The following is a 25,727-nucleotide window of genomic DNA, read 5'->3' as shown; positions in this document are numbered from 1 at the left end:
AGTTGATTTTTTCTATTTAATGAAAGAGTTTTTCAAACTGCTTTTCTTGGTGTTGATTTCTCCCTTGGGCTTAATGGCTGGTTACCTTTTCAGCTGGGAATAATGGTAAAAAAACCTAATTGAGAGTCAGGCTATGATAGTCAACCCCACCATAGCAGGTGCATTTACGGTAGCGGCGTGTTTCGCCGCTACCAAACAATGGACGGTGAGTTTACGTGACAAACGGCGAATCAAACATGCCATTTCACAACTGATTCGCCTTAAGGAGCTAATCGATCTTAGTCAGCAACATCGTGGAACCAGCAGTGCCGTTTGTGCTGGTAACGCATCTCTCACCGGAAAATTAACTTTCCTGCAACAGGAAATCGACCGATTCATCGCTGCCAGTGAAAATACTGATATGCAAAAACTACCGCAATGGTTGTCATTTGTAGATCACTGGCCACGACTGAAAAAACAGGTTCAGCAACGCAAGCTCACATCTCATCAGGTAATTCGTCAACACAACGCAATGATTGAAGGTCAATTATCGCTGTTTGACGACCTCAGCCGTTTATACAATCTGCATCACTTCATGCTGGATAACATTACCCGCTTATCCGAACTATGCCTTGACACACTCAGAGCGGCCGAAATTCTTGGTCAAATGCGTGCTGTTGGGTCAACGCTATGCGCTCGTGGTCATGGTGGTGGTGCTGAAACCATGATGTTGTCTTTTCAACGTTTAACAGCTAACAGCCGAATTGCTGAGCTGCTCAGAGAAACTGCCGGAATTCGTAATAAAGAATTGATTGCGATTTTGGCAGGTCAGAATGACCGAATTGAACGTGACACCGATTTATTGTTACATACCATTGATCAACAAGTGCTGATTGAAGGGGCAATTACCTTATCAGCAGATGACTATTTTAAAACGGCCACCCGTGCCATTGATACGGTACTTAACGTGTTTTCTCTTATCATTAACTATGCTGCGGATAATCATGCGAAATTCAACTGACATCATGACACAAAGTTTTAATTCCACATTGGTGTGCGATCGTTCTGATATTGCACAGCAATTAGTCGAACAACTGAGCGGCACCATGTTCGAGGTGACCAATCAGTCGGCTTCTCTTCCCAAACTTGCTATGAAGCAACTCGAATTTACCGGCATGTTTATTCTCGCAGTACGAAACTGCGATAGTGACATGATGGCACTTATCGACATGTTGCTCAGGCAACAACCGATGCCGGTGGTTATATTTACCGACGCCTATGACGCACAGGTCGAAAAACAAGCGATTCAGCTTGGAGTCAGTGCCTACGTGGTTGATGGTTTGCAACCACATCGGGTGTTGCCATTACTCAGCACAGCACGCAACCGTTTTCTACAACAACAAACGATGCGTGAACAAGTGCAATCACTGGAAACCAAACTGGCCGAACGTAAGATTATCGATCGTGCCAAGGGCGTGTTGATGCAACAACGTCAATGCAGTGAGGACGAGGCTTATCGTCTGTTACGCACGACTGCGATGAACCAGAACATGCGCCTGGCGATGTTGGCAAAACAGGTACTTGCTACGGCCAATTTACTGGAAACACATTCTCATCCTTGATGATTAGCAAACGGTCGGTTACTGCACCAACAAAGTGCCGACCGTTTGAATCAGCCCCAAATCGACGCAATTTAACGTCATGGTGTGAGCGTGATAATTTTTAAGTGTTTGAAAGATATATTGTTTTAAATAGGTATGTAATTGGCATATTAACTGCAGATTGGACTCCAATCCAACGCAGGATTGAAACCGTGTGTGGAAATCATTTCCCCGGTATTGGGCAACGCAGCCGTTTTCTGTCCTAACTGTTGGAGTTAACCATGTCTTTACCAAAAGTAAATTCACATCCTTTGCGTCGTTGGCTATCTGCTATCGGCATACTCTCTGTTATCAGCTTTTCAACATCATTAGCCGCGGCACCAGGAGAACTGGAAAAAGAAGATCTTCGTCTGGGCTTTATTAAGCTTACCGATATGGCACCGTTAGCGATTGCCAAGGAGAAAGGGTTTTTTGAAGATGAAGGGTTGTACGTCACACTGGAAGCACAGGCCAACTGGAAAGTACTGTTGGATGGTGTGATTAACGGTGCACTTGATGGTGCACATATGTTGGCTGGTCAACCACTGGGCGCCACCATTGGTTACGGTACACAGGCTGATATCATTACCGCTTTTAGTATGGATCTCAACGGTAATGCCATTACGGTTTCCAACCGCGTTTGGGAACAGATGAAACCTCATATTCCAACACGTGAAGATGGTAAACCTCAGCATCCGATAAGTGCTGAATCACTCAAGCCTGTAATTGATTCGTTTAAGCAACAAGGCAAATCTTTCAATATGGGTATGGTGTTCCCGGTTTCTACCCATAACTACGAGTTACGTTATTGGCTGGCTGCTGGTGGTATTCACCCTGGCTATTATGCTCCCCACAAAGGTGATAGCAGTGGTCAGCTTCAAGCAGAAGCCATGCTTTCCGTAACGCCACCACCTCAAATGCCATCGACCATGGAAGCCGGCACAATTGATGGTTATTGCGTTGGTGAACCGTGGAACCAACAAGCCGTTTTTATGGGAATTGGTGTTCCGGTCATTGCTAATTACGACATCTGGAAAAACAATCCGGAAAAAGTCTTTGGAGTCAGTCAACAATGGGCTGATAAGCACCCCAACACGCACATCGCTTTGGTTAAAGCCTTGATTCGTGCAGCACATTGGCTGGATGCCGAGAACAATGCCAACCGTCCAGAAGCCGTGAAGATCCTCTCACAAAGTTATTATGTCGGGGCTGATTACGATGTCATCGCCAACAGTATGACCGGTACATTTGAATACGAAAAAGGTGACAAACGTGATACCCCTGATTTCAACGTGTTTTTCCGTCATCACGCAACCTATCCTTTTTACAGTGACGCTATCTGGTATCTGACACAGATGCGTCGTTGGGGACAAATTCCTGAAGCCAAGCCTGATAGCTGGTACACCGAAATGGCTAAGAAGGTTTATCGTCCAGATATTTATCAAATCGCCGCGATGGAGTTGATTGAAGAAGGCAAATTAAGTGCAACTGATTTTCCGGATTTTTCGACTGAAACAGGATTTAAAGCTCCACAAAATGAGTTTATCGACGGCATTGAGTACGACGGTACAGCACCAAATGCTTACCTCGAAAAATTTGCCATTGGCCTGAAAGGCGAGGAGCAGGTGGATTAACCGCCTGGTTTTCATAAAACGGACGAAGATGAGTTCATATGAAAGATAAAGCTATATATTTTCTTGAATTGACGGGGCTGAACTGGTTCGTACCACTGGCGAAAATCGCCAGTGGGGAACCGGCCGGATTCCAGTTTCAACAACTTACTAAAATGATTGGCTTACCGTTGCTGGCCATTCTGGCCTTTTTGATGTTCTGGCATTTAGGCGCTGCGAAGGTGGATACTAGCCTTGGGCAATTACCAGGGCCGGTTCAGGTGTGGGAACAGGTCAAGGTGCTTAATGCTGAGCATCAGGCAGAACGTCAACGTGCTGATGAGTTTTACCAGCGTCAGGCAGAGCGAAATGCAGCAGCATTGGCCAAAAATCCGGATGCTGAAATTCGGGTTCGGGACTATACCGGCAGGGCGACTTTTGTCGATCAGATCTGGACCAGTCTATTTACTGTGTTTGTCGGCTTTCTGTTAGCCAGTCTGATAGCGATCCCGATTGGTATTGTCAGTGGTCTGAGCCAAAATCTGTATAACGCAATCAATCCGTTGATTCAGATTTTTAAACCGGTATCACCGCTGGCCTGGTTGCCGATTGTCACCATGGTGGTCAGTGCAGTGTATGTCTCGGCTGATCCGATGTTTTCCAAATCATTTATCACCTCAGCGATCACCGTTATGTTGTGTTCATTATGGCCGACCTTGATTAATACGGCGGTTGGTGTGTCATCGATCGATCGTGATTTGCTCAATGTCGGCAAGGTATTACGGCTGAGCTATTTCACCACGGTTTGGAAAATTGTGATTCCTTCCTCTATTCCGATGATCTTTACCGGCTTGAGAATTTCCCTTGGCATTGGCTGGATGGTGCTGATAGCGGCAGAAATGCTGGCACAAAATCCAGGTCTCGGAAAATTTGTCTGGGATGAGTTTCAAAATGGCAGTTCAAATTCACTTAGTCGCATTATGGTAGCGGTGCTGGCAATTGGTCTGATTGGTTTTGTGTTGGATCGCATTATGCTCACACTGCAGAAATTTTTCTCATACGACAAAAACGCCAATATTCGATAGGAGAATATGAAAATGGAAAGTTATTTAAATATCGATCATGTCAGCATTGATTTCCCTACGGCAAATGGCCCGTTTCGTGCTTTGGATAAGGTGAATATCCAAATCAATAAGGGAGAGTTTGTCAGTATCATCGGCCATTCCGGTTGCGGTAAATCCACCGTGATGAATATTGTTGGCGGGCTTTATCAGGCTACCGAGGGTGGCGTTATTCTGCAGGGTAAAGAAGTTAATGAACCGGGACCAGATCGGGCTATCGTGTTCCAGAATCATGCCTTGTTTCCGTGGCTCACTTGCTATCAAAATGTCGAATTGGCGGTGAAATCAGTATTTGGCAAGACGCGTAATCGTCAGCAAATTCGGGATTGGACATTACATAACCTTGAGTTAGTGCATATGACGCATGCCAAGGATAAACTGCCGGCCGAGATTTCCGGTGGTATGAAGCAACGTATTGGTATTGCACGAGCATTGGCAATGGAGCCAAAAGTATTGTTAATGGATGAACCATTTGGTGCATTAGATGCATTAACTCGGGCACATTTGCAGGATTCTCTGATGGAAATTCAGGCTGATCTCAACAATACCGTTATCATGATTACCCATGATGTGGATGAGGCGGTTTTACTGTCAGACAAGATTGTGATGATGACTAACGGACCGGCAGCGACTATTGGCGAAATTCTGCAGGTTGATCTGTCTAGACCAAGACAACGTCTGGCATTAGCTGATAACCCAGATTACAACCACTATCGCTCGGAAGTGATTAAATTTTTACATCAAAGGCATGCCAGGAAAGCTGCCTGATGCGTTAAACAATAAACCTTATTAACGCTTAGGCATGGATGCAAATGTGAATCAAACCTGCTCACTAGTTGGGCGGGTTTGATATTTAACAAAACTTCTTGGTGCATTGACCGATAATATTAGAAGTCATTTATGTTGAACACAGTTGTATCACAACCGGAATTTAAAGGTATGCCTATGCAGCAATTGCAGGATGCTGATCAAAACAGTCTGTATGTCACGGCTGATTATCATCATTTAACATTAAGTAGTCATTTCCAGCCTATTTTCAGCATCTCGCATCGCCGACCTGTGGGCTATGAGGGGTTGATTCGAGCCGTTGATACACAAAAACATTCGCACTCACCTTTGGAGTTGCTGGCTATCCCACAGACTGGTGTTGAAAACCTGTCTTTGGACCGTTTGTGTCGCCGTCTGCATATGCATAATTTTGCCCGCCAGCCAAATGGTGAAGCCTGGTTATTTTTAAATCTGAATTCACAATGTCTGGTGTCCGAACGACCTGATGCCGGCTTTATGAATAACTTGTTTGAACAAACCGGTATTTCACCACATAGAGTAGTGATTGAAATTCTGGAAAGTGAAATTGATGACCGGCACTACCTCCGTAATTTGATTCGCCACTTTCGGGATTTAGGGTGTTTGATTGCCATTGATGATTTTGGTGCAGGGCACTCGAATTTTGATCGTATTTGGGAACTGGAACCGGATATCGTCAAAATTGATCGCAGTATGATTCGTGGAGCAGGGACATCCAGTCGGGTCGAACGTATCTTGACTGGGGTCGTGTCATTGATCCATGAAGCGGGCAGTCTGGTCATTATTGAAGGTGTGGAAACAGAGCGTGAAGCCCTGGTTGCCATTGCTGCAAATGCCGATATGGTTCAGGGATTCTATTTTGCCAAGCCGCAACCACGTATTACCCAAAACTTGAAATTCGCCGAAGTCATTGACCATCTGCTGAAAATTCAACAACGCCAGCGTTTTAAAAACAGTCACCAGATGAATCAGGATTTCAAAAAAATCGAATCGCTGTTTCGTCAAGCTGTCAGTGAGTTCTCCATTACCAATGCATTTGATACCAGCACCAATATTTTGTTTATAGAAAAACGCGCTGTGCGTTGTTATCTGCTGGATGAAGTCGGCTTTCAGATGGCGCGTAATGTTTATTCACCGCATTATCAGCAAAAAATGGACACACGATTTACCCCGCTGCTATCCGGTGATAACGCCAATTGGTCGCATAAACACTATCATTTTCGTGCCATCGAACACCCCGGCGAAATGCAGGTTAGTCGTCCTTATCTTTCAGTCGCTGACTCAAGAATGTGCATTACAGTTTCCCAGACGGTAGTGGTGCATAACAAGTTGTATGTGTTTTGTTGTGATCTGGATTGGCAGGACGATTAATACACCAACACCCACACCATAAGTGAGCAAGATCATGACAAGGGGGAGCATGTTCGAGGTTGTTAAAAAGTACCGGCATTTTTTGTTGCCGCTCAGTTTAGTGGTGATATTTGATATCACTTTACTGGCAATGAATTACGGTATTTCAGCCCAGTTAGAAGCCTCATCTATCAATATCAATATTGCGCCGGCAACGCATGTTGTCACAGAAAATGACCAAATCTTTGCTGCTGATGCATTATCAGCATCAACAAGGTATGGATACACAAGCGGCTTATCATGAAGTGATGGACGCTATGTCATTGTTTGATCAAACCTTAAAAGCCATGAGTTTGGGTGGTGAAACACTCAGTGCGGACGACCAGCTGATTCAGGTCAAACAGCTCAAAGAAACCGTGATTCAAAGAACATTGATGCAATCAATCGAGCTGTGGGAGCCATTGTATAGTTCGATTCAACAGATGCAGCTAAACGATTCTGCGTTAAATGTGCTGGTAGACGCCATGGTGGCAGATAACCTGCAACTGCTTTATTTAATGAATAAGTTGACCAATCAACTCGAAGCGTCGGCCAAACGGCAGACCTATCTGTTGCGAGGGTTGCAGACAATTATCGTTATTTTGATCCTGTTGTCGTTTGGCATGGCCATCAATCGTTTGATTCGACGTGAGCAGTATTTCAGCAAATTGATGGAAAAAAGCTCGGATATTGTTATCGGTATCAACTCGGCTACCAGTCGTATTACTTTTATGAGTGCGTCGGTTAAATTACTGCTTCAACACGACGAAATGTATTATTTGGGCCAGCCTTATCATCGATTGTTTAGTCAGGAATCGGCTTCGCGTATTTCACATTTACTGCTGCTCGCCAAGAAGTTTCGCCCATTGCCTTATAACCGCTGTGAAGTGCAGTTGGTCAGGGCTGATAATGAATTGATTGATGCCGAAATGCTGCTGCAGCTTAATCGCAGTGAAGATGGTCGCACCATTGAACTCAGTGCGGATATCCGTGATATCACTGAGCGTAAACAGTTGGAACTGGCGCTGACTGAAATGGCGCATAAGGATAGTTTGACTGGCCTGCCTAATCGGGCACAGTTTAGTTTGTTGGCAGAGCAGGCTATTTTGCAGGCCCAACGTAAAAGCAGCTCTTTGGCCATGATGTTTATTGATCTGGATGACTTTAAATCAGTGAATGATATGTTCGGGCATCATGTCGGTGATGCGTTGCTAATTGAAGTGGCAAATCGAATCAGCCAACGGCTGCGAGCGTCAGATACGGTATTTCGTATTGGTGGTGATGAGTTTGTGCTACTTCTCAGTGATGTGTCCCATAACCAGCACTTACAGCACGTTGGCGATAAAATCATCGCCGCTTTATCTGAGAAAATACTGATTGATAATTGCCCATGCCAGGTGGGTGCCAGCATTGGTATAGCTCGTTATCCAGATGATGGTGAAGATATTGATGCTTTATTGAAAGCGGCCGATGAAGCGATGTATCGGGTGAAACAATCCGGAAAAAATGCTGTGGCATTTGTCGCCTGAACCATGCACAGCCATGGTGCGCTAAGCACTAATTTGATTTAAATAAGTGCATTAGATACTTGTTTAAAGTGGTCAACAATAGTTAAATCAATAACTTATAAGTTGGCACAGTTCCCGCTTAAGCCGTTGACCAATGTTGGTCAAATGTTCTGAAGCGAGAACTCCATGTCTGCATCTAATTTAAAATTTTTATCCTTCAGCGGTAACAGCCGCATCTTACATCTCAGCTGGATGGCCTTTTTTATCAGTTTTGTGGTCTGGTTTAACCATGCACCCTTATTGGTTTCTATCAAAGAAACCCTTGGCCTGACCGACCAGCAAATAAAAACCCTTCTGATTCTCAATGTCGCATTGACCATTCCAGCCCGAATTGTAGTCGGCATGTTGGTGGACAAATACGGTCCTAAAATTATGTACTCAATGCTGCTGGGCATATCCAGTATGTTGTGTTTCTTTTTTGCAATCGCAGACAGTTTCGAACAAATGGCATTGGCACGGTTTTTACTGGGTTTTGTTGGTGCAGGGTTTGTTATCGGCATTCGGATGATTTCAGAATGGTTTCCTGCCAAACAAGTCGGTCTGGCAGAAGGTATTTACGGTGGCTGGGGTAATTTCGGTTCAGCTGCGGCAGCGATGAGTCTGCCAACTATTGCATTAATGTTTGGTGGTGATGAAGGCTGGCGTTATGCAGTGGCTCTAACCGGCTTTATTGCTTTGGTTTATGCCTTTATTTACTACAACAGCGTTTCCGATACACCTAAAGGCTCTACTTATTTCAAACCGAAAAAATCCGGCGCGATGGAAGTGACCAGTAAAGGTGATTTTTTATTGTTAATCCTGATGACCATTCCGATGTATGGCGCTTTGGGACTATTGGCGTGGAAATTGTCACCCAATGGTGTTTCCTTGCTCTCCGAGTCAGTCACGATGATGATTTATGGCGGCTTGGTCTTATTGTTTATGTATCAGCTTTATCATATCTATCAGGCCAACAAATCCATCTTCCATACACCGGTTCCAGAGATTCATCGTTACAAGTTCAAGCAGGTCGCGGTATTGAATATGGCCTATCTGGCGACTTTTGGTTCTGAGCTGGCGGTGGTGTCGATGTTGCCATTGTTTTTCAGTGAAACATTCAACATCACCGTAGTGCAGGCCGGTTTACTGGCATCAGGATTTGCCTTTATGAATCTGGTGTCACGACCAACGGGTGGTTATTTCAGTGATAAATTGGGCCGTAAACTGACGTTGACCATTTGTCTGGCGGGTCTGGCGGTTGGCTATTTTGTTATGGGTTTAATCACCCCAGAATGGTTTATTGTTTTAGCCGTATTGGCAACCATGTGCTGTTCGTTTTTTGTGCAGGCAGGTGAGGGTGCTGTGTTTGCAGTCGTACCATTAGTGCAACGTCGTTTGACCGGACAAATTGCCGGAATGGCGGGTGCTTATGGTAATGTCGGAGCCTTGTTGTTTTTGACGGTACTTTCAGTCGTGTCGGCTCAATTGTTTTTCTGGGTGATTGCTGCAACAGCGTTAGTGACCTTGGTTATTGTGCAGTTTATGGATGAGCCTCGCGGCCAGATGGCAGAAGTGTTGCCGGATGGTACCGTGCAAATGATCGACGTGCATTGATAACGGGATAAGGACCATGCTGAAAGTCCGTTGCGGACAATATTCTCATGCGGGTGTAAAAGCCGAAAATCAGGATGCGATTGGTTTTTATGCCCCGGAGAATAGCTTGCTGCTGGAGAGTAAAGGTGCCATCTGCGCGATTGCTGATGGTATCAGCAGCAGCGAGCAGGCTCGCGAAGCCAGTCATGCCGCCATCAAGGGGTTTACAGCGGATTATTTCAGCACGCCAGATACCTGGTCAGTCAAACAATCCGGTGGCAAAGTCTTAACGGCGATTAATATCTGGCTGTGTGGGCAAAGTCATCAGTTTCGAGAAATGTCGCGGGGCTTTGCTACCACCTTTTCGGCAGTCATTATCAAATCAGTTACAGCCCATCTGTTTCATGTTGGCGATGCCCGTATCTATCTGTTTCGCAATAATTCGCTGGAGCAACTGACTCAAGATCACCGTATTAAACTCGATGAAGGAAAAGAGTATCTGGGTCGGGCGCTAGGAGTTGATTACGCTCTGGAAATCGATTACAAAAACCTCAGCGTTGAGCGGGGCGATGTTTTTATATTGATGACCGACGGTGTTTACGAGTTTGTTGCCGATAGCGTCATCAAACAACAGTTAACTCAGCAGCAAGAGCTTGAGCAATCTGCCAAAGTATTATGCGAATTGGCATTGCAGAACGGCAGTCATGACAATGTCAGTTGTCAGCTGTTTTCAATAGACGAGTTGGCAGAGCCTAAAGTGGATGAGGTTTATGCACGGCTGACGGCGTTACCATTTCCTCCGGAGCTCTATGAAGGTGTGATCCTCGATGGTTATCGGGTATTACGTGAGTTACATGCCAGCTCCACCAGTCAGCTGTATCTGGCGATTGATACCGAAACCAAGCAAAAAGTGGTGTTAAAAACCCCATCAGTGAATTTTGAAGATGATCCGGCTTACTTGGAACGCTTCCAGCTTGAAGAGTGGATTGGTCGACGAATTGATAATGCCCATGTGGTTCGTATTGTTGAGCAGCAGCGTCCACGGCGATTTCTTTATTACGTGATGGAATATGTGGCAGGTAAAACCCTGCAACAGAAACTGGATGATGAAGGTCCGTTGAGCTTGAGTGAGGTCCGGCAGATTGTGCCACAACTTATCTCTGGATTAAGAGCCTTTCATCGGCTGGATATGCTGCATCAGGATCTTAAGCCCGGCAATATCATGCTCAGTGATGAAGGCGTGGTGAAAATTATTGATTTTGGTTCTACCCGCATCGCCGGTATTGCTGATGTCATCTCGCCGATAGAACGCAAAACATTACTCGGCACCAGAGAATATACCGCGCCAGAATATCTATTGGGCGAACAGGCAGGGGTGCAAGCCGATCAGTTTGCCTTAGGTTCAATTATTTATAACCTGCTCAGTGGCCAATTGCCGTATGGAAAACATTTTGAAAAAGCCATCAATCGACAACACTTAAGTCGACTGAATTATCAATCATTAACCCAATTGCAAGCAGATATCCCGGTATGGGTGGATAAAGCCATTCAAAAATCCGTTCAGCTTAATCCGCAGCGTCGTTATGAAGTTTTATCCGAGCTGCAAACAGACCTGACAAAACCCAACCCAGCATTTTTACAAGATGAATATGTCCCGTTGATTGAACGTCATCCGCTGAGGTTCTGGCAAACGCTCACTATTTTAAGTGTGCTGTTTAATCTGATATTGCTTTATCTTTTAGTGGGCTAATCAAATCAGCCTTAAAGCTGGAATTCAAGCTGCCCAACCTTTATCAGCCGAGATACAAAAAAGCCGGGAATAATCCCGCTTTTTGATTGCTTTGATTAAATTTACTTAATCGGCAGGAAATACAATTTTCCAGCTTTCATATCGGGCATCAGAATATGTTTGCCATCTGCTGATAAGGCGATATCGGCTGCAGATTCATATTCGTCAGTGATAAGTTGTGGTGTAGCTTTGGGCTCATTTAATTGCCAAACCTTGCCATTTGCCCAATCACTGATATAGAGGAAACCATCAGTATCCCGGACCAGACCATCTGCACCACCAAATCCACTGTTCACTTTGGTGGCTTTGGCAGCAGCAATATCCAGCTGAAACAAATCACCGGTGCCAAAATCGGCTACCAGCATTTTGTTATAACCATCCATCAGCAGACCATTAGGACGTTTAATGCCAGATTTAGCATTGATGATTTCGCTGACTTTGCCTTCGGCAGTGATCAGATAAATACCGGCATGTTTGCCGTCATCATCACCACTGTCGGATACATAGATATTGCCATGACCGTCGATTTCAACGTCATTGAGGAACACCGGTTTGCCGGGGAAACCATCAGCTTTAACTATCACTTCGCTCTGACCATCCAGGCTGATTTTCAGTAATTGATCAACATCTGCAACATACAATGTGTTGTCAAACATATCGATGCCTTTGGGATCATTAAGGCCATCGACCAGCGTTTCAGTGCTGCCGTCCGTGTTCACAACAGTGACTTTGCCATCACCTTGTTTTCCAAATTCGCCAATCTCCGTGACAAACACCCGACCATCTGGATGGGCAATGGCTGATTCTGGCATGACCAGACCTTCAATTGTTTTGGTTGAATGCGTTGCAGTTTTGCTTGTAGCAGCTTCTTCACCATAACTAACCCGGTAAATCACGCCATTAAAATCATCTGAGACCAGCACTGAACCATCAGGCAGTTGCAATATGTCAGTCGGACGACCCCAGGCTTCGCCATCTTGTAACCAACCGTCAATAAAGGTTTCCTGGCCACTGACTTCATTATTGTCGTCAAACGTCACACGCATTAATTGATAGCCCACCGGTTCTGTGCGGTTCCATGAACCGTGCTGAGCAATAATCACATCACCTTTAAAGTCTTCTGGGAACATATTGCCTGTATAAAACTTCATTCCTAGCCCAGCAGTGTGTGCCTGAAATTCTGCAACCGGAAACGTAACGTCTTTGGGTGGCGTTTTGTCTTTCCAGTCATCATGCTGGGTATCACCACCGACGTAATACGGAAAACCAAAATGCAGGCCTTTTTCAGGTGCAGCATTTAACTCTTCAGGTGGAATATCATCTCCCAGCATATCGCCACCGTTATCGGTGAAATACAGCACGCCGGTTTCAGGTTGGAAGTCCATACCGACAGAGTTACGAATGCCTTCGGCATAAACTTCTGCTTCGCTGCCATCCGGGTTCATCCGAATAATGGTTGCTTCCATGCCTTCCACATCGCAGATATTACAAGGCGCACCGACGGTGACATAGAGTTTGCCATCTGGTCCGAAATCAATATAACGCCAGCCATGATGGGCTTTGTCTGGCAGATCTTCATAAATCACTTCGCGCATTTCTTTGAAAGGCAAAGTCAGATCAAAACCGGGTGCGGCATAACGTGCAATGCGGTTCTGCTCTGCCACATATAAATTGCCCTGATACATGGCGACACCATTACCGACTTTTAGATCATCAAGAATGGTGACCACTTCGTTGGCTTTGCGATCTTTATTGCGATCAACTACAGCATAGACTTTAGAGCCACGAGTGCCGACAAATACGGTGCCGGTGGATTGTCCGAGAGCCATTTGGCGAGCCCCCGGCACTTCCGCATAAACTTCAACTTTAAAGCCATCAGGCACATTGAGTTTATGCAGGTTTTTTTCGACATCGGCTGCACCGGCAAAACTGGCGGTGCTGATTAAGCCTAACGAGGCGAGCGTTAAAGTACTGAGAGTCTTGAGAGTGAACTTCATAGTGGCGTTCTCCATTGAGGTAAACGATTAGGCGTTATTCGTGGTAACAACGATTTTGCCGATTTGTTGATTGGATTCCATATACTGATGAGCAGCAACAATGTTATCCAGCGTAAAGGTTTTAGCGATGACTGGTTTCAGATGTCCTGATGCAAGACCAGTATTAATAAAGTCGATGCCTCTGTGCAGGCGTTGGGCATCTTGTGTGAATTCAAACAGTGTATAACCACGTACCGTCAGGCCTTTGCTTAATGCGGCGAGTAACGGAAAAGGCGTAGCTTCTGTATCCAGTACACCATAGATAAACAGTTGTGCAAAGCGGCCGCAAGCATCTGCTAATTCATTTATGGCTGGTCCGGCGACTGGATCAAATACCATATCTGCGCCTTTACCATTTGTTATAAGCTGAACTTGTTCAGTTATTTTATCGGTTTCACTGACAATGACATGTTTTGCACCATATTGTTCTAACAGGGCTTTTTTAGCTGGGGTTCGGGTAATGGCAACTGGGATAGCACCAACCTGATTGGCGATCTGAATCGCGGCAAGACCGACGCTGCTCGATGCAGCAGGAATCAACAGAGTTTGTCCGGCGGATAGCTGGCCGATATCAACTAAGGCCCCCCATGCTGTGAGATATTGCATCCAGATTGCTGCGGCTTCGATATCAGAAACATTAGCGGGTTGTTTAACGATGGCATGAACCGGCAGAACGGCTTTTTCAGCATAGGTGCCGTATTGATTCATTGAAAATGCTGGGATGACGTTTACTTTGTCGCCGATGTTGAACTGGCTGACATTGGAACCAAGCTGTTCAATGATGCCCGATGCCTCATAACCCAAACGGGCAGGGAGTTCTGGTGTTTCCAGATATTGTCCGCTGCGGAACATGACTTCGGCACGATTAAGGCCAATGGTATTGATGTTGATAAGAACTTCATCTGCTTTGGGCGCAGTCAATTCCATGTCGTCCAATTGAATTACTTCTGGTCCACCTGTTTGATGGAAACGAGCGACTTTGCTCATAAAGCACCTCCGGAAATTTGAGAATAAGATTTAGCGGACTAACAATACGTTTTTAAAACAATATCGATAAAGGCCTGAAGGGGGGTGATACTGGAATGCATTTTTGCTCGCAAAATGGCACCTTGCCATCCCGATAACAGAAACTCAGCAAGCTGTTCCGTATCGGTAGTTGTTGGTAATTCGCCACATTCAATAGCGTGTTGCAGGCAATGGCTGAATTGCTGTTTCCAACCCTCAAAAACCTGATCCAATCGGACTCTAAAGGTTTCATTCTGGCTGGATAGCTCTTGACCCAATGTACCTATTAAACAACCACGTTTACATTGATTGTCACGGATGGTGGCAAGTCCGTTCTCAAGATAGTCACGAATCCGTTGTAACGGGCTGCTACTTTCATTGGTCAAGAAAAATGCAATCTTATCGGCATAATCAATAGCGAATTCATCAATGATGGCCAAGCCAAAATCTTCTTTACTCGCAAAGTAATAATAAAAAGATCCCTTAGGTACATCAGCGGTCTTCAGCACGGTATTTAATCCTGTGGGATTGAACCCATGACTGCCAATCACCTAGGTGCCTACTTGAATCAATAATTGTCTGGTTTCATTTTTTGTCATATTAGACCGGTCGTCTAGTAAATTTGTTACAACAATAGACCAGTCGTCTAGTAAATGCAAATCTTGGCCAAATACCCCAAATCAATACAGCTGAATTTTTGCTGCAGTGTTTAAATCAGCATGAACTTAGTTCATGCAGAAGGCTCATAAAGGTTTAATATAAATTTTCATGTCCAGAGCAGACTGTGAATTCATAAAAAGGAGAGCATTAATGGCTACTAAAACATTGAAGTATTTGCCACTGGCATTGTTGTTAGGTTTCAGCATAAATCCGGTTTTAGCTGAAGAAAGAGAAAAATCGACGGTTGAAAAGATTGTTGATGTGCAACACGATCTATTCAAAGGGCCAAGAGAGGGATTGCGTTCTAATCATACAAAAGGGGTGGTGCTAACCGGCGAGTTTCATCCTGCTGATTCGGCACGACAGATTACTTCTGCTGCTCATTTGCAACAGCAGTCCTCTCCGATAGTAGTACGTTTTTCCAATGCAACCGGGTTTCCCGACATAGCGGACAACGATCCCAGAGGATTGGCTAAAGGCATGGCGATGCGTATTGATCTGGGCGACGAGGAATATACCGATATGGTATTGAGTTCGGTACCGCGTTTTCCGGTGGCAACTCCAGAAGCGTTTTTAGAAATGCTCACAGCAGTCAGAGACTCTGCCACGTCAGAAGCTGAAACCAAACCTATCCAACAATTTTTAGCTGACAACCCTAAGGCCAAACACTTTGTCGAATACCCGAAACCATTTCCAGCCAGTTTTGCCAATTTGTCATATCACGGTATTAATGCGTTTAAATTCACTAATGCAGATGGTGAATCGGTTTATGGTCGTTATATTGTGACTCCTTTAGACGGTGTTAAAACATTGGAAAAAGCCGATGCGGAAATACAAAATGAAAACTATTTGATGAATGAAATTCGTGAAAGATTACCGCAGCAACCAGCGGAATTTCGTTTAGCCGTACAAGTTGCAGAGCCAGGTGATGAGGTGAATGATGCGACCATTATTTGGCCAGAGGATCGTCTAATAGTTGAGTTAGGTAGGATTGTTCTTTATGCGGCGAAAGCAGATGCTGCAGAGTATGAAAAAGCCACTATGTTTAATCCACTGGCTTTACCAGAAGGAATAGAGCCTTCAGCGGATCCGATTCTATTAGCTAGACCGGGGGCTTATGCGGTCAGTTTTCAACATCGTATGGATTAATTCAGATCAAAATCTAGTTCAATAAAACAGCACATTACTACCTAGTATGAACATTCAATGAGGATTGTTATGGCACAAGCATCACAAACATTAAGAGAGATTGTCGGTCTCGGTCACCAACCAGCTAATTTGAGTGATTCGGCTTTGATTTTGATTGATTGTCAAAATACCTATCGCAGAGGCGTTATGCAGCTCAGTGGCGTAGAAGAAGCGATTGTTGAAGCGAAAGCCTTACTCAAACGGGCAAGGGCTGCCAATATTCCTATCTTTCATATTCAGCATGATGGTGGCCCTGGCTCACCGTATGATTTAACCTCAGATATCGGCCAAATCTCCAGTGAAGTAGCGCCGCAGGATGGGGAGTATGTAATCACTAAAAACTTTCCCAATTCATTTATTCAAACAGAGCTGGACGAACGACTGAAATCGCTGAAAATTGAGAACATCGTGTTAGCGGGATTTATGACGCATATGTGTGTGAACTCCACAGCACATGGCGGATTTAATTTGGGATATAAACCGACTGTGGTCGCCAGTGCTACAGCGACTCGTCCGCTTGAAGCTGCTCATGGCAAACTGGTCCCGGCAGAACAGGTTCAGGATGCGGCCATTGCTTCGACCAGAGATTTATATGCTGCAGTAGTCGATCGTGTGGCAGATTTACCTGACTAGCCCATAAAAAAGCCCGGTGATGATTTTCATCTCCGTTTTTTTGACACGATTAGTTTTCGAAGGGAACAGGAATTGGCGTATTAGGCGTTGATGGTGGTAGTTGCGGTATAGCAAATTGCGGTTGGTCACCAGTCAGCGTTTTCAAAAATGCAGTGATATTTTTGATGTCCTGCTCTTCAAGTTGCTGGCCCAATTGCAATCTGGCCATTACATCCACGGCATCTTCCAGTTTCCAATACGCACCGTCGTGGAAATACGGATAGGTCAATTCAACATTACGTAAGGTCGGTACTTTAAAGGAAAAGCGGTCGGCATCTTTACCGGTCACGGCAATACGCCCTTCGGCAGGGTTATCTGTTTGGTAGGGCTCCATAATACCCATTCTTTGAAACGAGCTACCACCAACTGCTTCGCCGTTATGACAGGCTACACAACCGATTTGTTTGAACTTTTGATAACCGGCAATTTCCGTATCGGTTAAAGCGTTGTCATTACCGTTAAGCCATAAATCGAAACGTGAATTCGGCGTAACCAATGTTTCTTCAAACACAGCAATAGCGTTGGTGACTTGATCCAGTGTAATGTCATCGCTGCCATAAATTTTATTGAACTCAGCAACATATTGAGGAATCGAACGTAGAACATCGATGGCTAAAGAGTGGCTGAAAGCCATTTCCATTGGATTGGCAATTGGACCGGCAGCCTGTTCCTGTAAATCGGCGGCACGACCATCCCAGAATTGCGCCAGATTCATGCTGGAATTCAACACGGTGGGCGAATTGATAGGGCCTTGTTGCCAGTTATGACCTATCGATGTCGGCAGATTGTCACTGCCGCCCATACTCAGATTATGGCATGAGTTACAGGAGATAAAACCGGAACGAGATAGCCGGGGATCGAAAAAGAGTTTTTTCCCGAGTTCAACTTTATCCGGTTCGGTGATAATAAAAGGCTGAATAGGCTTAATCGGTTCATTTGCCAGGCGATTAGCCATGACAGGTGAAACATTCATAAGGGTAACCAGACCCAATAAGAGTGTTTTATACATTGCCCACCTCAATTTATTCAGTTGTCGTGAATTTGAGTGTAAGCGGAGTAATTATTTGCAGTGGGGTTAACAGGCAGGTAATTGATCTGGATCAATAGATCCAATCAGCATGATAAGCGCTATCCAGCGGGGATTAATTGTTATCATGACTAAATAATAATTAGAGAGAGAAAACAATGCGAGTAAAAGACTTCATCTGGTTAAGCGGCTTGTTGACAGTGATATCGCTGCCACTTTCAGCAGCAGAAAACGACTGGCCCGTTTATGGTGGTGATAACTTGCACCAGCGACACAGTAAACTGACACAAATCAATAAAAGTAATGTGACCGGTCTGGTCGAAGCATGGGAGTTTGATACCGGTGTTAATGACACTTTTCAAGCTACGCCGGTGGTACAGGATGGCGTGATGTATGTTTCTTTGCCGTTTAATGACGTCATTGCCTTGGATGCCGCGACGGGCAAACAGTTATGGCGTTATCAGCATGATTTGGACAAGGATTATCCGATTTGCTGTGGATCGGCCAATCGTGGTGTTGCTGTGTCCAATGGCATGGTTTTTACCGGCACTATTGATGCCCGACTGATTGCATTGGATGCCAAAACCGGCAAAAAACGTTGGGACCATCGTGTTATTGGTGAGAACACCGGCATCAGCGAAGATGCCAGCAAACTTGAGGATACTGAGCTGGGCAGTGTGTCTGGCACTTCTGGTGCCGGTATTAATATGGCGCCGATGATTTATCAGGATACGGTCATCATTGGCATCACTGGTGTAGGTTATGGATTGCATTTGGATGCAGTCGATTCTGACTCGCCTCTGGGAACCGTTGTCGGTATTGCCGGAAAATATGGACGTCGCGGGTTTATGGCGGGCTACGATATTCACACTGGTGAACAGAAGTGGCAGTTTGACACAATCAAGTCGGAAAACTGGGAGGGCAACTTCGTTACCAAAACGGCTGATGGGGTTGAATTACCTCGTAATATCACTAATGAAAAAGCCGCATTGCAAGAAAATGCCGATGCCTGGCGCTATGGCGGTGCTTCTGCCTGGAGTACGCCGGTTATTGATCCCTATACTGGCATATTGCATTTCGGCACGGGTAACCCCTCACCTCAAATGGAAGGATCGTCACGTCCTGGCGATAATCTTTACAGCAGTTCTTTACTGGCCCTTGATGCCAGTAGTGGTGATTATCGCTGGCATTATCAACAAGTGCCACACGATCTGTGGGGATATGATGTTGCCAGTCCGCCAGTATTATTTGATATAACGATCAGAGGTCAGCCGGTTCCAGCAATTGGTCAGGCGGGTAAAACCGGCTGGTTTTATGTGCATGATCGGCGTAATGGCAATTTTTTGTATAAAAGTGAAGCATTCGTTCCCCAAAAAAATATGTTCTCGCTGCCAAGCGCTGAGGGCACGATCATTTACCCCGGTGTTATGGGAGGAGCCAATTGGTCTCCGGTATCAGTAGATGCTCGGCGTCGCTTGGTGTTTATTCCTGGCATCCATTGGCCGGTGGAGTATAAATTACATCAGCAGGCCGCAAGTGAAGGTAAGGACGCCGTACGCTATTCTTCGATGTCGCCTATCAATACCCCTGAAAAACATGGATTGTTGACGGCAATTGATTTGGATAGTGGCAAGATTGTCTGGCAAGTGAAAACTGAAAACCCGTTGATCGGGGGCGTGTTAAGTACCGCCAGTGGATTGGTGTTTACTGGAGAGGGCAGTGGCGAGTTGATGGCTTTTGATGCCGATTCTGGCGAAAAACGCTGGAGTGGTAAAACTGATGCTGGCGTTAATGCGCCGCCCATAACTTATCGAATTGATGGCAAACAATATATTGCAGTGGCAGTGGGCGGCAATCGCTTGTTTGGTTTTAAAACCGGGCAGAAAATTAAAGTCTGGCGGTTACCTTAGAAGTTGGTGTTAATCGCAGCATCAGCTTCCAACAGAAAATAGACCTTTAACAGTTTTTGGAAACAACGACATAGATGAATAGCATAAAGGCTAGAGTTATTCTGCTTTGTGTCAGTCTGATCATATTGACAGCTCTGGCCATGCAGTTCAGTCATGGATGGTTTATCAGCCAGCATAACCAACGGCAGATGAATTCGCAGGTAGCGAATGCTTCGTATTTTCTGCAGCAATATATCGAGAGTCGTGAATCAAATTTGCGTTACTCAAGCAATGTGATTACTCAGGATTTTGGTTTCAGACAAGCCATTGCAACCAACGATCTGCCGACTATTACCAGTATGCTTACCAACCATGCCCAACGAATTCAGGCTGATCTGATGTTGGTGCTGAATAATGATGGAGAGTTGATTGCCGGCAATGAACTGGACTTTCCCTTTACAGAATTGGCCAATGTTAATTGGTTAGATTTCAACCGAGCTTCAGAAGCAGGTCAGTTTGTAGAAGTAAATAACCGTTTATACCGCTTGTTTAGTTTGCCCATCAGAGCTCCTCATCAAATTGGTATTAGCGTTATAGCGTTTGAAATCAATGGTATGTTGCTTGAAGAATTAAAGCTAAAAACAGGACTGGATATCATTTTTCAGTCGTCACTATCAGATTTGTTTTTAAGCACATTAAACATAGATAAAGCTGAGTTTGAAACCATTTTACAGCAAGAAAATCTACCGAAATTGTGGTGGCAACGCTCAGACTATTTATTGGAAAAAGTTGCACTGCAAAGTTCTTTGGAGCAACAAATACAACTGTTTCTGCTGGCCGATTTATCAGTGTTTTATCAGGTGTTTGATCGGTTAAATTATTCGTTGCTGTTGTTAACGCTGGTGATTGTTGTGATTGCAGTTGTCTTGAGCACTCTACTGGCACGTCGTCTGGCTAATCCGTTATCACATCTCTACCAAGATTTAATTTACCGGGCGACGCACGATCATCTCACCGCTATTTTTAATCGTTATGCAGCAATTGAGCGGATTACCGATGAGTTAAAACGTTCCTCACGCAATGACAAGATTTATTGTGTGGCTTTATGTGATATCGATAATTTTAAAAAGATAAACGATACCTACGGCCATGCTGTTGGTGATGAAATATTACGAGGTTTTGCAGCCCGTTTGAAGACCACTTTGCGTAGCTATGACGTACTCGGACGCTTTGGTGGTGAGGAATTTTTAATTGCCCTGCAATTAAAACCGGAAGAGGCAACGGCATCTTTTGAACGGTTACGAACCGTTATTTCATCGACGCCAATTACTGGTGGATCGGAGTTAATTCCTGTCACCATGAGTTGTGGGGTTTGCTTGCTATGGCCGGAAGACGATGTACCACCAATGGATGTCATTTTGCAGGCGGCCGACTCGGCTTTATATAAAGCTAAAGATCATGGTCGCAATCAGGTCATTTTCACTCATATCCCACAGTTTCCGGTAAAGGAAGCAGAAATGGATGAAGAAGCTTAATCAGCGATAAATGATTTCTTCGCGTAATTGCGCGAGTCTGGCAATCAGCTGGTTCTGTATTCGATGCGGAATACCCTCGTCATCCATGGCATTAATCAATAAATCCACTAGGTGGTTAAAATCCCTTTCATTGATATTCATGCCTGTATGAATATCCACCATATTGTCGCCGGTGTACTGACATGGCCCATCGGATATAGCACAGAAATGTTCAATCAGATTTTCTTTAAACCTGCTGACCCGTGACTGGGCAAAATAATGAAATACTTGTTCATCACGACCAATTTCTTGCACCAGGTTCTCGACGATATTATGGATTCCCGGTTCACCACCTAATTTGTCATACAAAGTTGTCTGTGGGGTGGTGGCACAGCCAGCAAATAACAAACAGCAAGCCCCAAAAAAAACTGTTTCGAAAGTTTGTCAGCATCAGAAGTAACCCGTCACAGAAAAATAAGCACCTTGCTGATTTTTGGCACCGGCGATTTCACCCAAATCCAACCAGGCTGCCGTCAAACTAATGACTTTATTAGGAAACCAAGCCACAAACACGTTTGACCAGTCATCTTCTTTTAAGCCCAGATTATCGGGCTTTTGACGGTATTCAACGCCCAAAGCCAAATGCCGACCAAATAAAATAGCAGTTGAAGCTTCAAGAACTATCTCACGCTGATTACCACGCTCTGCGCTGCCAAACCCCAATAAGCCGGTTTGATTGGCTTCGGTTGAGCGAGCGGTGATATTCCATAACCAGTTATATCCGCCAATTGCGCCGAGATGCAATTTGCTGGCGGCTAGATAAACATCCGTTCCTGAATCTTCATCAGCCCCTAACAGATAAGCTACTGTTGGATCATCGAGCTTTTTATGCTGAATACCCAGACTGATTTGCGGGAAACGACTATAGACAATATCGCCATAGAGTCTGGCTTTGACACCTAACACGCGTTGTTTGATATTGAGATTTAACGCGTCAACATGAAATTTCTGTTTGGCGACAGAAAATTCGACACGGTCATAAAAAGTGGCCTGTGCACCACATACATGCAAGTCATAATCATCAACGTTGGCACCACTGCAAAACACATTGGCGGCAATTTCATCTCGACTGCCGTAACCGGCTAACTGTGCCCATGGTACAAAACCGCCGCCACCTGCACCTTCAATTTGTGAAATGCCGGGCGTGGCGAGTAATTTGCCATCAGCAGCATAAAGCTGACTAGTGAATGTTAAAGTCAGCAGGAGCAGAATATGTCGCATTATTTTCACCTAACCAAGCAACGAGATCATTCGCATCTCGTGGTTTACTAATTAAATATCCCTGTACGCTATCGCAATCCATTTTTTTTAACAATTCATAACAGGCCGTATTTTCAACACCTTCAGCAACCACTTTTAAACCCAATGCATGTGCTAGATGAATAGTGGACCAGACAATCTTTTGATCTTTAGTTGAGGTATCCAGGTGGCGGATAAAACTCATATCAATTTTAAGTTCGTCGACCGGCAATATTTTCAATTTAGATAAAGACGATTGGCCAATTCCGTAATCATCCACGGCAATTTTGTAGCCAACCCGCTTTAAGGTTTTTAATACCTCAATACCCAATGCCTCATCGTGCATGATGTCACGCTCGGTGATTTCAATCGTTATGGCGTCTGCTGGTATGTTGTAAGTCGCAATTCGTGTGTTCAAATAATGACAAAAATCTGGGTGGGCTAAATCTTCTGCTGAGACGTTAATAGCTGCATTTAACAGCAAGCCCTGATCACGCCAAATGCGCAGTTGCTTAAACGTTTCATTTATAACCCAATGGGTTAATTTCACGATTAAGCCTGATTGTTCTGCCAGTCCGATGAATTTATCTGGAGCAATACGACCAATCCCTGGACGATGCCAGCGGATTAGGATTTCTACAGTTTCCATTTTGTCATTATGCAGTTCTACTTTGGGCTGGAAGTTTAGAAACAACTCAATATTATGAGGCTGTTTTAATAAGGCTTGTAAGGATTCGATCAGCATTAATTCTTCTAAATGCTGTTCATCTTCGCCCGCTTCATAAATGTGTATGGTCTGACGATTGCGACGAGCGTGATCGGCCGCTATCCGGACTCTTCGCAACATGACTTTACTGTCTTGGCTATGTTCTGGAAAACAACAGACACCCGCATAGAAGTGCAGGCTTAAACTGATATTACCGATTTGAAACGGCTGATGTAATGTTGCCAGCAAGGCTTCAACAATTTGTTTAGGATTTTGATCCGGTGTTAACTGAATGACTGATAAAAACTCGATGCCTTCCAAACGTGCATTAGTTTTGGCTGCCTCGGTCTCGAATTCATTGAGTCGATTGGCCAAAGCTGACAGACAGGCATCAGCGATTTCAGGTCCTAGTCGATCATTAATCTGTCTGAAATTCTGAATATACATGGCGATAACGACACATTGACCATAATCATGGAAAATCGTGCTTAGAGTGCTACGCATGGTGTGAATGTTTAATAAACCCGTTAAGGCATCGTGACGCGCCTGCCAAGTCACCACCTGTTCACGTTGTTTGACTTCCTGTCCCATGGTTTGAAGTGCAGATGCTAAATCACGAATTTCACTACTTGCTTGGCCTGGTTCACTCCATGCATCGTAATGACCTTTGGCAAACTGGTTGGCGGTTTTAACCAGTTTTGCCAGTGGGGTGGTTAAGGTATGTGCGATGACTGTGCTGATAAGAGTTGCAAACAAAATCACTAAAAAAACAATAAAAATGATTTGGTAAGCCATATCATCATATTGTTTGTATATAGATCGTAAATCAGCGGTGAATAAGAAACTGACAGGGTTCTCGCTGCTGCTGGTGGGCATAAATTCAGAACTGACAAAGGTGGGTCTGTCCAGCCATAGCCATCTGGAATGGGCTGCGTTGATTTCATCAACAAAGCGTTCGTTATTTTGAAAACCTTCTAGTGTTGAATGAACCGGAATATCTTTATTCATCAGGGTCAGATCCAACCCGGTAAGATCTTTGAGTTCAAACAGCGTTGTCTGACTGAGTTCAAAACCAACCAGGCTATAGGCGATGGTTCGTGGTGCCATCACCGGCAGCAAAATAAGCTCATAAATTCGATTATCCAGCATCACGATGTGTGCTGTAGCGGGTTTTTGTAGCAGGTCTTGCACTATTTGGCTCAGTATTTCCCGGTCATTACTGCCTGAACGACTGCTGGAAATTAAAGTACCCGATAAGTCGGTCAACAGCATTAAATCAGCATTGATACGTGCTCCATGATTCGCCAACACGCTGGCAATCGTATCTTTATCTCCTGAAGAAACTGCTTGTTTAAAACCGAAATCTGCTGTCAGCACGCGTGCTGAGTTCACCAGATTGTTTTCCGTTGAGCGGATGTACTGACGCAGAATGTTTTCTGCAGTGATGATGTTTTGGGCAATTTGTTGCTGGTTAAAAGTGTTGGCAGACCACCAGGAAATAGCTTGAATAACTAAAGTCGTTATCAGAACAAGTGCCAACGCAAATAACAGTATTTGCGTACGTAATTTAGTGATGCCCAATCGCACCAAAAGTATCCTCAAAAGAATCGCGTGGGGGAGGAGGGGTAAGCTCTATCTCAACGATGTATTCCCCGGTAGCATTTTTTTCTAGTTGGTTTACCTCAAAGGTTTGACGACTTTCAGCACCATTTGCCGCATAAGGATGCCAGATACTGATTTGAGGGGAGGATTCCGCTGATGCAGCAATATGAGCGACACCCAAATCAGATGAAGTAAAGAATTGATGCTCAGCGACATAAATATAACCAATCATCGAATCATGAATATTGCAGCCAACCACGACAACGCCGGGTTGCTCAAACACAATTTCTTTCTCGGGTTTATCAGCATATAGCTTGAGTTCGAAGGTTTTGGCTTCAGAGAAAGAGTAAACATGATGGCGAATATTATCGCTGTTAGGAAAGTCGACTGCTTGGCCTTGTTGAATAATAATTTGTTCAGGAACAAAAGCTTTATTGATTTGATCAATGACCGCAATGTTGGTAGGTGAACCTTTGATTTCAGCTGAGTTGAGAATTTCAATAACTGCGTTGGCAACCGGTTGCTGGTGCTGATCGATAATATTTAATGTCACAGCACTGGCCTGAACCGGTGAAACCAGGATTAATGGGCAGAGCAGTGTGCTCTTGGCAATCTTCAAATAGGATCTCACTTTTCTATCCTGTTATGACCTGA

21 protein-coding genes are annotated in these 25,727 nt (G+C 44.6%); 13 read left to right on the top strand and 8 right to left on the bottom strand.

From position 1 onward, the window contains the following. Nucleotides 1–133: 133 nt before the first annotated feature. From E8Q33_RS14205 to E8Q33_RS14165, 9 genes are all read left to right on the top strand, one after another. Nucleotides 134–1,000, top strand: a complete 867-nt coding sequence (locus E8Q33_RS14205; protein ID WP_136555555.1) for a nitrate- and nitrite sensing domain-containing protein — start codon at nt 134–136, stop codon at nt 998–1,000. Continuing rightward, nucleotides 984–1,601 carry an ANTAR domain-containing response regulator gene (locus E8Q33_RS14200; protein ID WP_069295634.1) on the top strand — a complete coding sequence of 206 codons (618 nt, stop codon included), beginning with the start codon at nt 984–986 and terminating at the stop codon, nt 1,599–1,601. The genes E8Q33_RS14205 and E8Q33_RS14200 overlap by 17 nt, the downstream gene beginning before the upstream one ends. A 260-nt stretch (nt 1,602–1,861) precedes the next feature. Then, nucleotides 1,862–3,253: a CmpA/NrtA family ABC transporter substrate-binding protein gene (locus E8Q33_RS14195; RefSeq protein ID WP_136555551.1), complete on the top strand. Its 1,392-nt coding sequence runs from the start codon at nt 1,862–1,864 to the stop codon at nt 3,251–3,253. Between the two features lie 38 nt (nt 3,254–3,291). After that, nucleotides 3,292–4,314, top strand: a complete 1,023-nt coding sequence (locus tag E8Q33_RS14190; protein WP_069295632.1) for an ABC transporter permease — start codon at nt 3,292–3,294, stop codon at nt 4,312–4,314. Between the two features lie 12 nt (nt 4,315–4,326). Further along, entirely contained in the window at nt 4,327–5,118 is a 792-nt protein-coding gene (locus E8Q33_RS14185) for an ABC transporter ATP-binding protein (protein ID WP_136555549.1), read from the top strand. A gap of 132 nt (nt 5,119–5,250) precedes the next feature. Continuing rightward, nucleotides 5,251–6,528, top strand: coding sequence for an EAL domain-containing protein (locus tag E8Q33_RS14180; RefSeq protein WP_247870125.1), 1,278 nt, complete (start codon nt 5,251–5,253; stop codon nt 6,526–6,528). A 197-nt stretch (nt 6,529–6,725) separates the two neighbouring features. Beyond that, nucleotides 6,726–8,075, top strand: a complete 1,350-nt coding sequence (locus E8Q33_RS14175; RefSeq protein ID WP_136555547.1) for a diguanylate cyclase domain-containing protein — start codon at nt 6,726–6,728, stop codon at nt 8,073–8,075. A 165-nt stretch (nt 8,076–8,240) separates the two neighbouring features. Continuing rightward, entirely contained in the window at nt 8,241–9,707 is a 1,467-nt protein-coding gene (locus tag E8Q33_RS14170) for a NarK family nitrate/nitrite MFS transporter (RefSeq protein ID WP_136555545.1), read from the top strand. Between the two features lie 16 nt (nt 9,708–9,723). After that, complete coding sequence (locus tag E8Q33_RS14165) at nt 9,724–11,436, top strand: bifunctional protein-serine/threonine kinase/phosphatase (RefSeq protein ID WP_136555543.1); 1,713 nt, start codon at nt 9,724–9,726, stop codon at nt 11,434–11,436. A gap of 101 nt (nt 11,437–11,537) precedes the next feature. On the opposite strand, the gene E8Q33_RS14160 is transcribed toward E8Q33_RS14165, so the two are convergent. The 3 genes from E8Q33_RS14160 to E8Q33_RS14150 are packed head-to-tail and all read right to left on the bottom strand — an operon-like array spanning nt 11,538 to nt 15,067. Then, nucleotides 11,538–13,472 carry a PQQ-dependent sugar dehydrogenase gene (locus tag E8Q33_RS14160; RefSeq protein ID WP_136555541.1) on the bottom strand — a complete coding sequence of 645 codons (1,935 nt, stop codon included), beginning with the start codon at nt 13,470–13,472 and terminating at the stop codon, nt 11,538–11,540. A gap of 27 nt (nt 13,473–13,499) precedes the next feature. Beyond that, nucleotides 13,500–14,498, bottom strand: a complete 999-nt coding sequence (locus E8Q33_RS14155; protein WP_136555539.1) for a zinc-dependent alcohol dehydrogenase family protein — start codon at nt 14,496–14,498, stop codon at nt 13,500–13,502. Between the two features lie 38 nt (nt 14,499–14,536). Next, entirely contained in the window at nt 14,537–15,067 is a 531-nt protein-coding gene (locus E8Q33_RS14150) for a TetR/AcrR family transcriptional regulator (RefSeq protein WP_256369470.1), read from the bottom strand. Nucleotides 15,068–15,326: 259 nt separating this feature from the next. Here E8Q33_RS14150 and E8Q33_RS14145 point away from each other — a divergent pair, with 259 nt between their 5' ends. Then, the gene (locus E8Q33_RS14145; RefSeq protein ID WP_136555537.1) at nt 15,327–16,325 is read left to right on the top strand and encodes a catalase family peroxidase; all 999 of its coding nucleotides are present in this window, start codon (nt 15,327–15,329) and stop codon (nt 16,323–16,325) included. Nucleotides 16,326–16,394: 69 nt separating this feature from the next. Next, nucleotides 16,395–16,997, top strand: a complete 603-nt coding sequence (locus tag E8Q33_RS14140; protein ID WP_136555535.1) for a cysteine hydrolase family protein — start codon at nt 16,395–16,397, stop codon at nt 16,995–16,997. Between the two features lie 49 nt (nt 16,998–17,046). Here E8Q33_RS14140 and E8Q33_RS14135 read toward each other — a convergent pair whose 3' ends face one another. Beyond that, nucleotides 17,047–18,045: a cytochrome-c peroxidase gene (locus E8Q33_RS14135; protein WP_136555533.1), complete on the bottom strand. Its 999-nt coding sequence runs from the start codon at nt 18,043–18,045 to the stop codon at nt 17,047–17,049. A 176-nt stretch (nt 18,046–18,221) separates the two neighbouring features. Between E8Q33_RS14135 and E8Q33_RS14130 the strand changes: the two genes are divergently transcribed. Next, nucleotides 18,222–19,973 (top strand): PQQ-binding-like beta-propeller repeat protein, encoded by a 1,752-nt coding sequence (locus E8Q33_RS14130; protein WP_136555531.1) that lies wholly within the window; start codon nt 18,222–18,224, stop codon nt 19,971–19,973. A 74-nt stretch (nt 19,974–20,047) separates the two neighbouring features. Continuing rightward, on the top strand, nt 20,048–21,487 hold the full coding sequence (locus E8Q33_RS14125; protein WP_136555529.1) for a diguanylate cyclase: 1,440 nt from the start codon (nt 20,048–20,050) through the stop codon (nt 21,485–21,487). Here E8Q33_RS14125 and E8Q33_RS14120 read toward each other — a convergent pair whose 3' ends face one another. Genes E8Q33_RS14120 through E8Q33_RS14105 form a run of 4 tightly spaced genes read right to left on the bottom strand, consistent with a single transcriptional unit; the run spans nt 21,488 to nt 25,704 of the window. Further along, a complete protein-coding gene (locus E8Q33_RS14120) occupies nt 21,488–21,874 on the bottom strand; it encodes a group 1 truncated hemoglobin (RefSeq protein WP_136555527.1) in 387 nt (128 codons plus the stop codon). Nucleotides 21,875–21,916: 42 nt separating this feature from the next. Next, nucleotides 21,917–22,747, bottom strand: a complete 831-nt coding sequence (locus E8Q33_RS14115; RefSeq protein WP_136555525.1) for a DUF3034 family protein — start codon at nt 22,745–22,747, stop codon at nt 21,917–21,919. Next, on the bottom strand, nt 22,707–25,058 hold the full coding sequence (locus tag E8Q33_RS14110) for an EAL domain-containing protein (RefSeq protein WP_136555523.1): 2,352 nt from the start codon (nt 25,056–25,058) through the stop codon (nt 22,707–22,709). The genes E8Q33_RS14115 and E8Q33_RS14110 overlap by 41 nt, the downstream gene beginning before the upstream one ends. Next, entirely contained in the window at nt 25,039–25,704 is a 666-nt protein-coding gene (locus E8Q33_RS14105) for a methylamine utilization protein (protein ID WP_247870124.1), read from the bottom strand. Before E8Q33_RS14105 ends, E8Q33_RS14110 begins: the two co-directional genes overlap by 20 nt. Nucleotides 25,705–25,727 lie beyond the last annotated feature (23 nt).

This window comes from Methylophaga sp. SB9B, from assembly GCF_004832235.1.
GTDB lineage: Bacteria > Pseudomonadota > Gammaproteobacteria > Nitrosococcales > Methylophagaceae > Methylophaga > Methylophaga muralis.
This window is presented reverse-complemented; position numbering and strand designations above follow the sequence as displayed.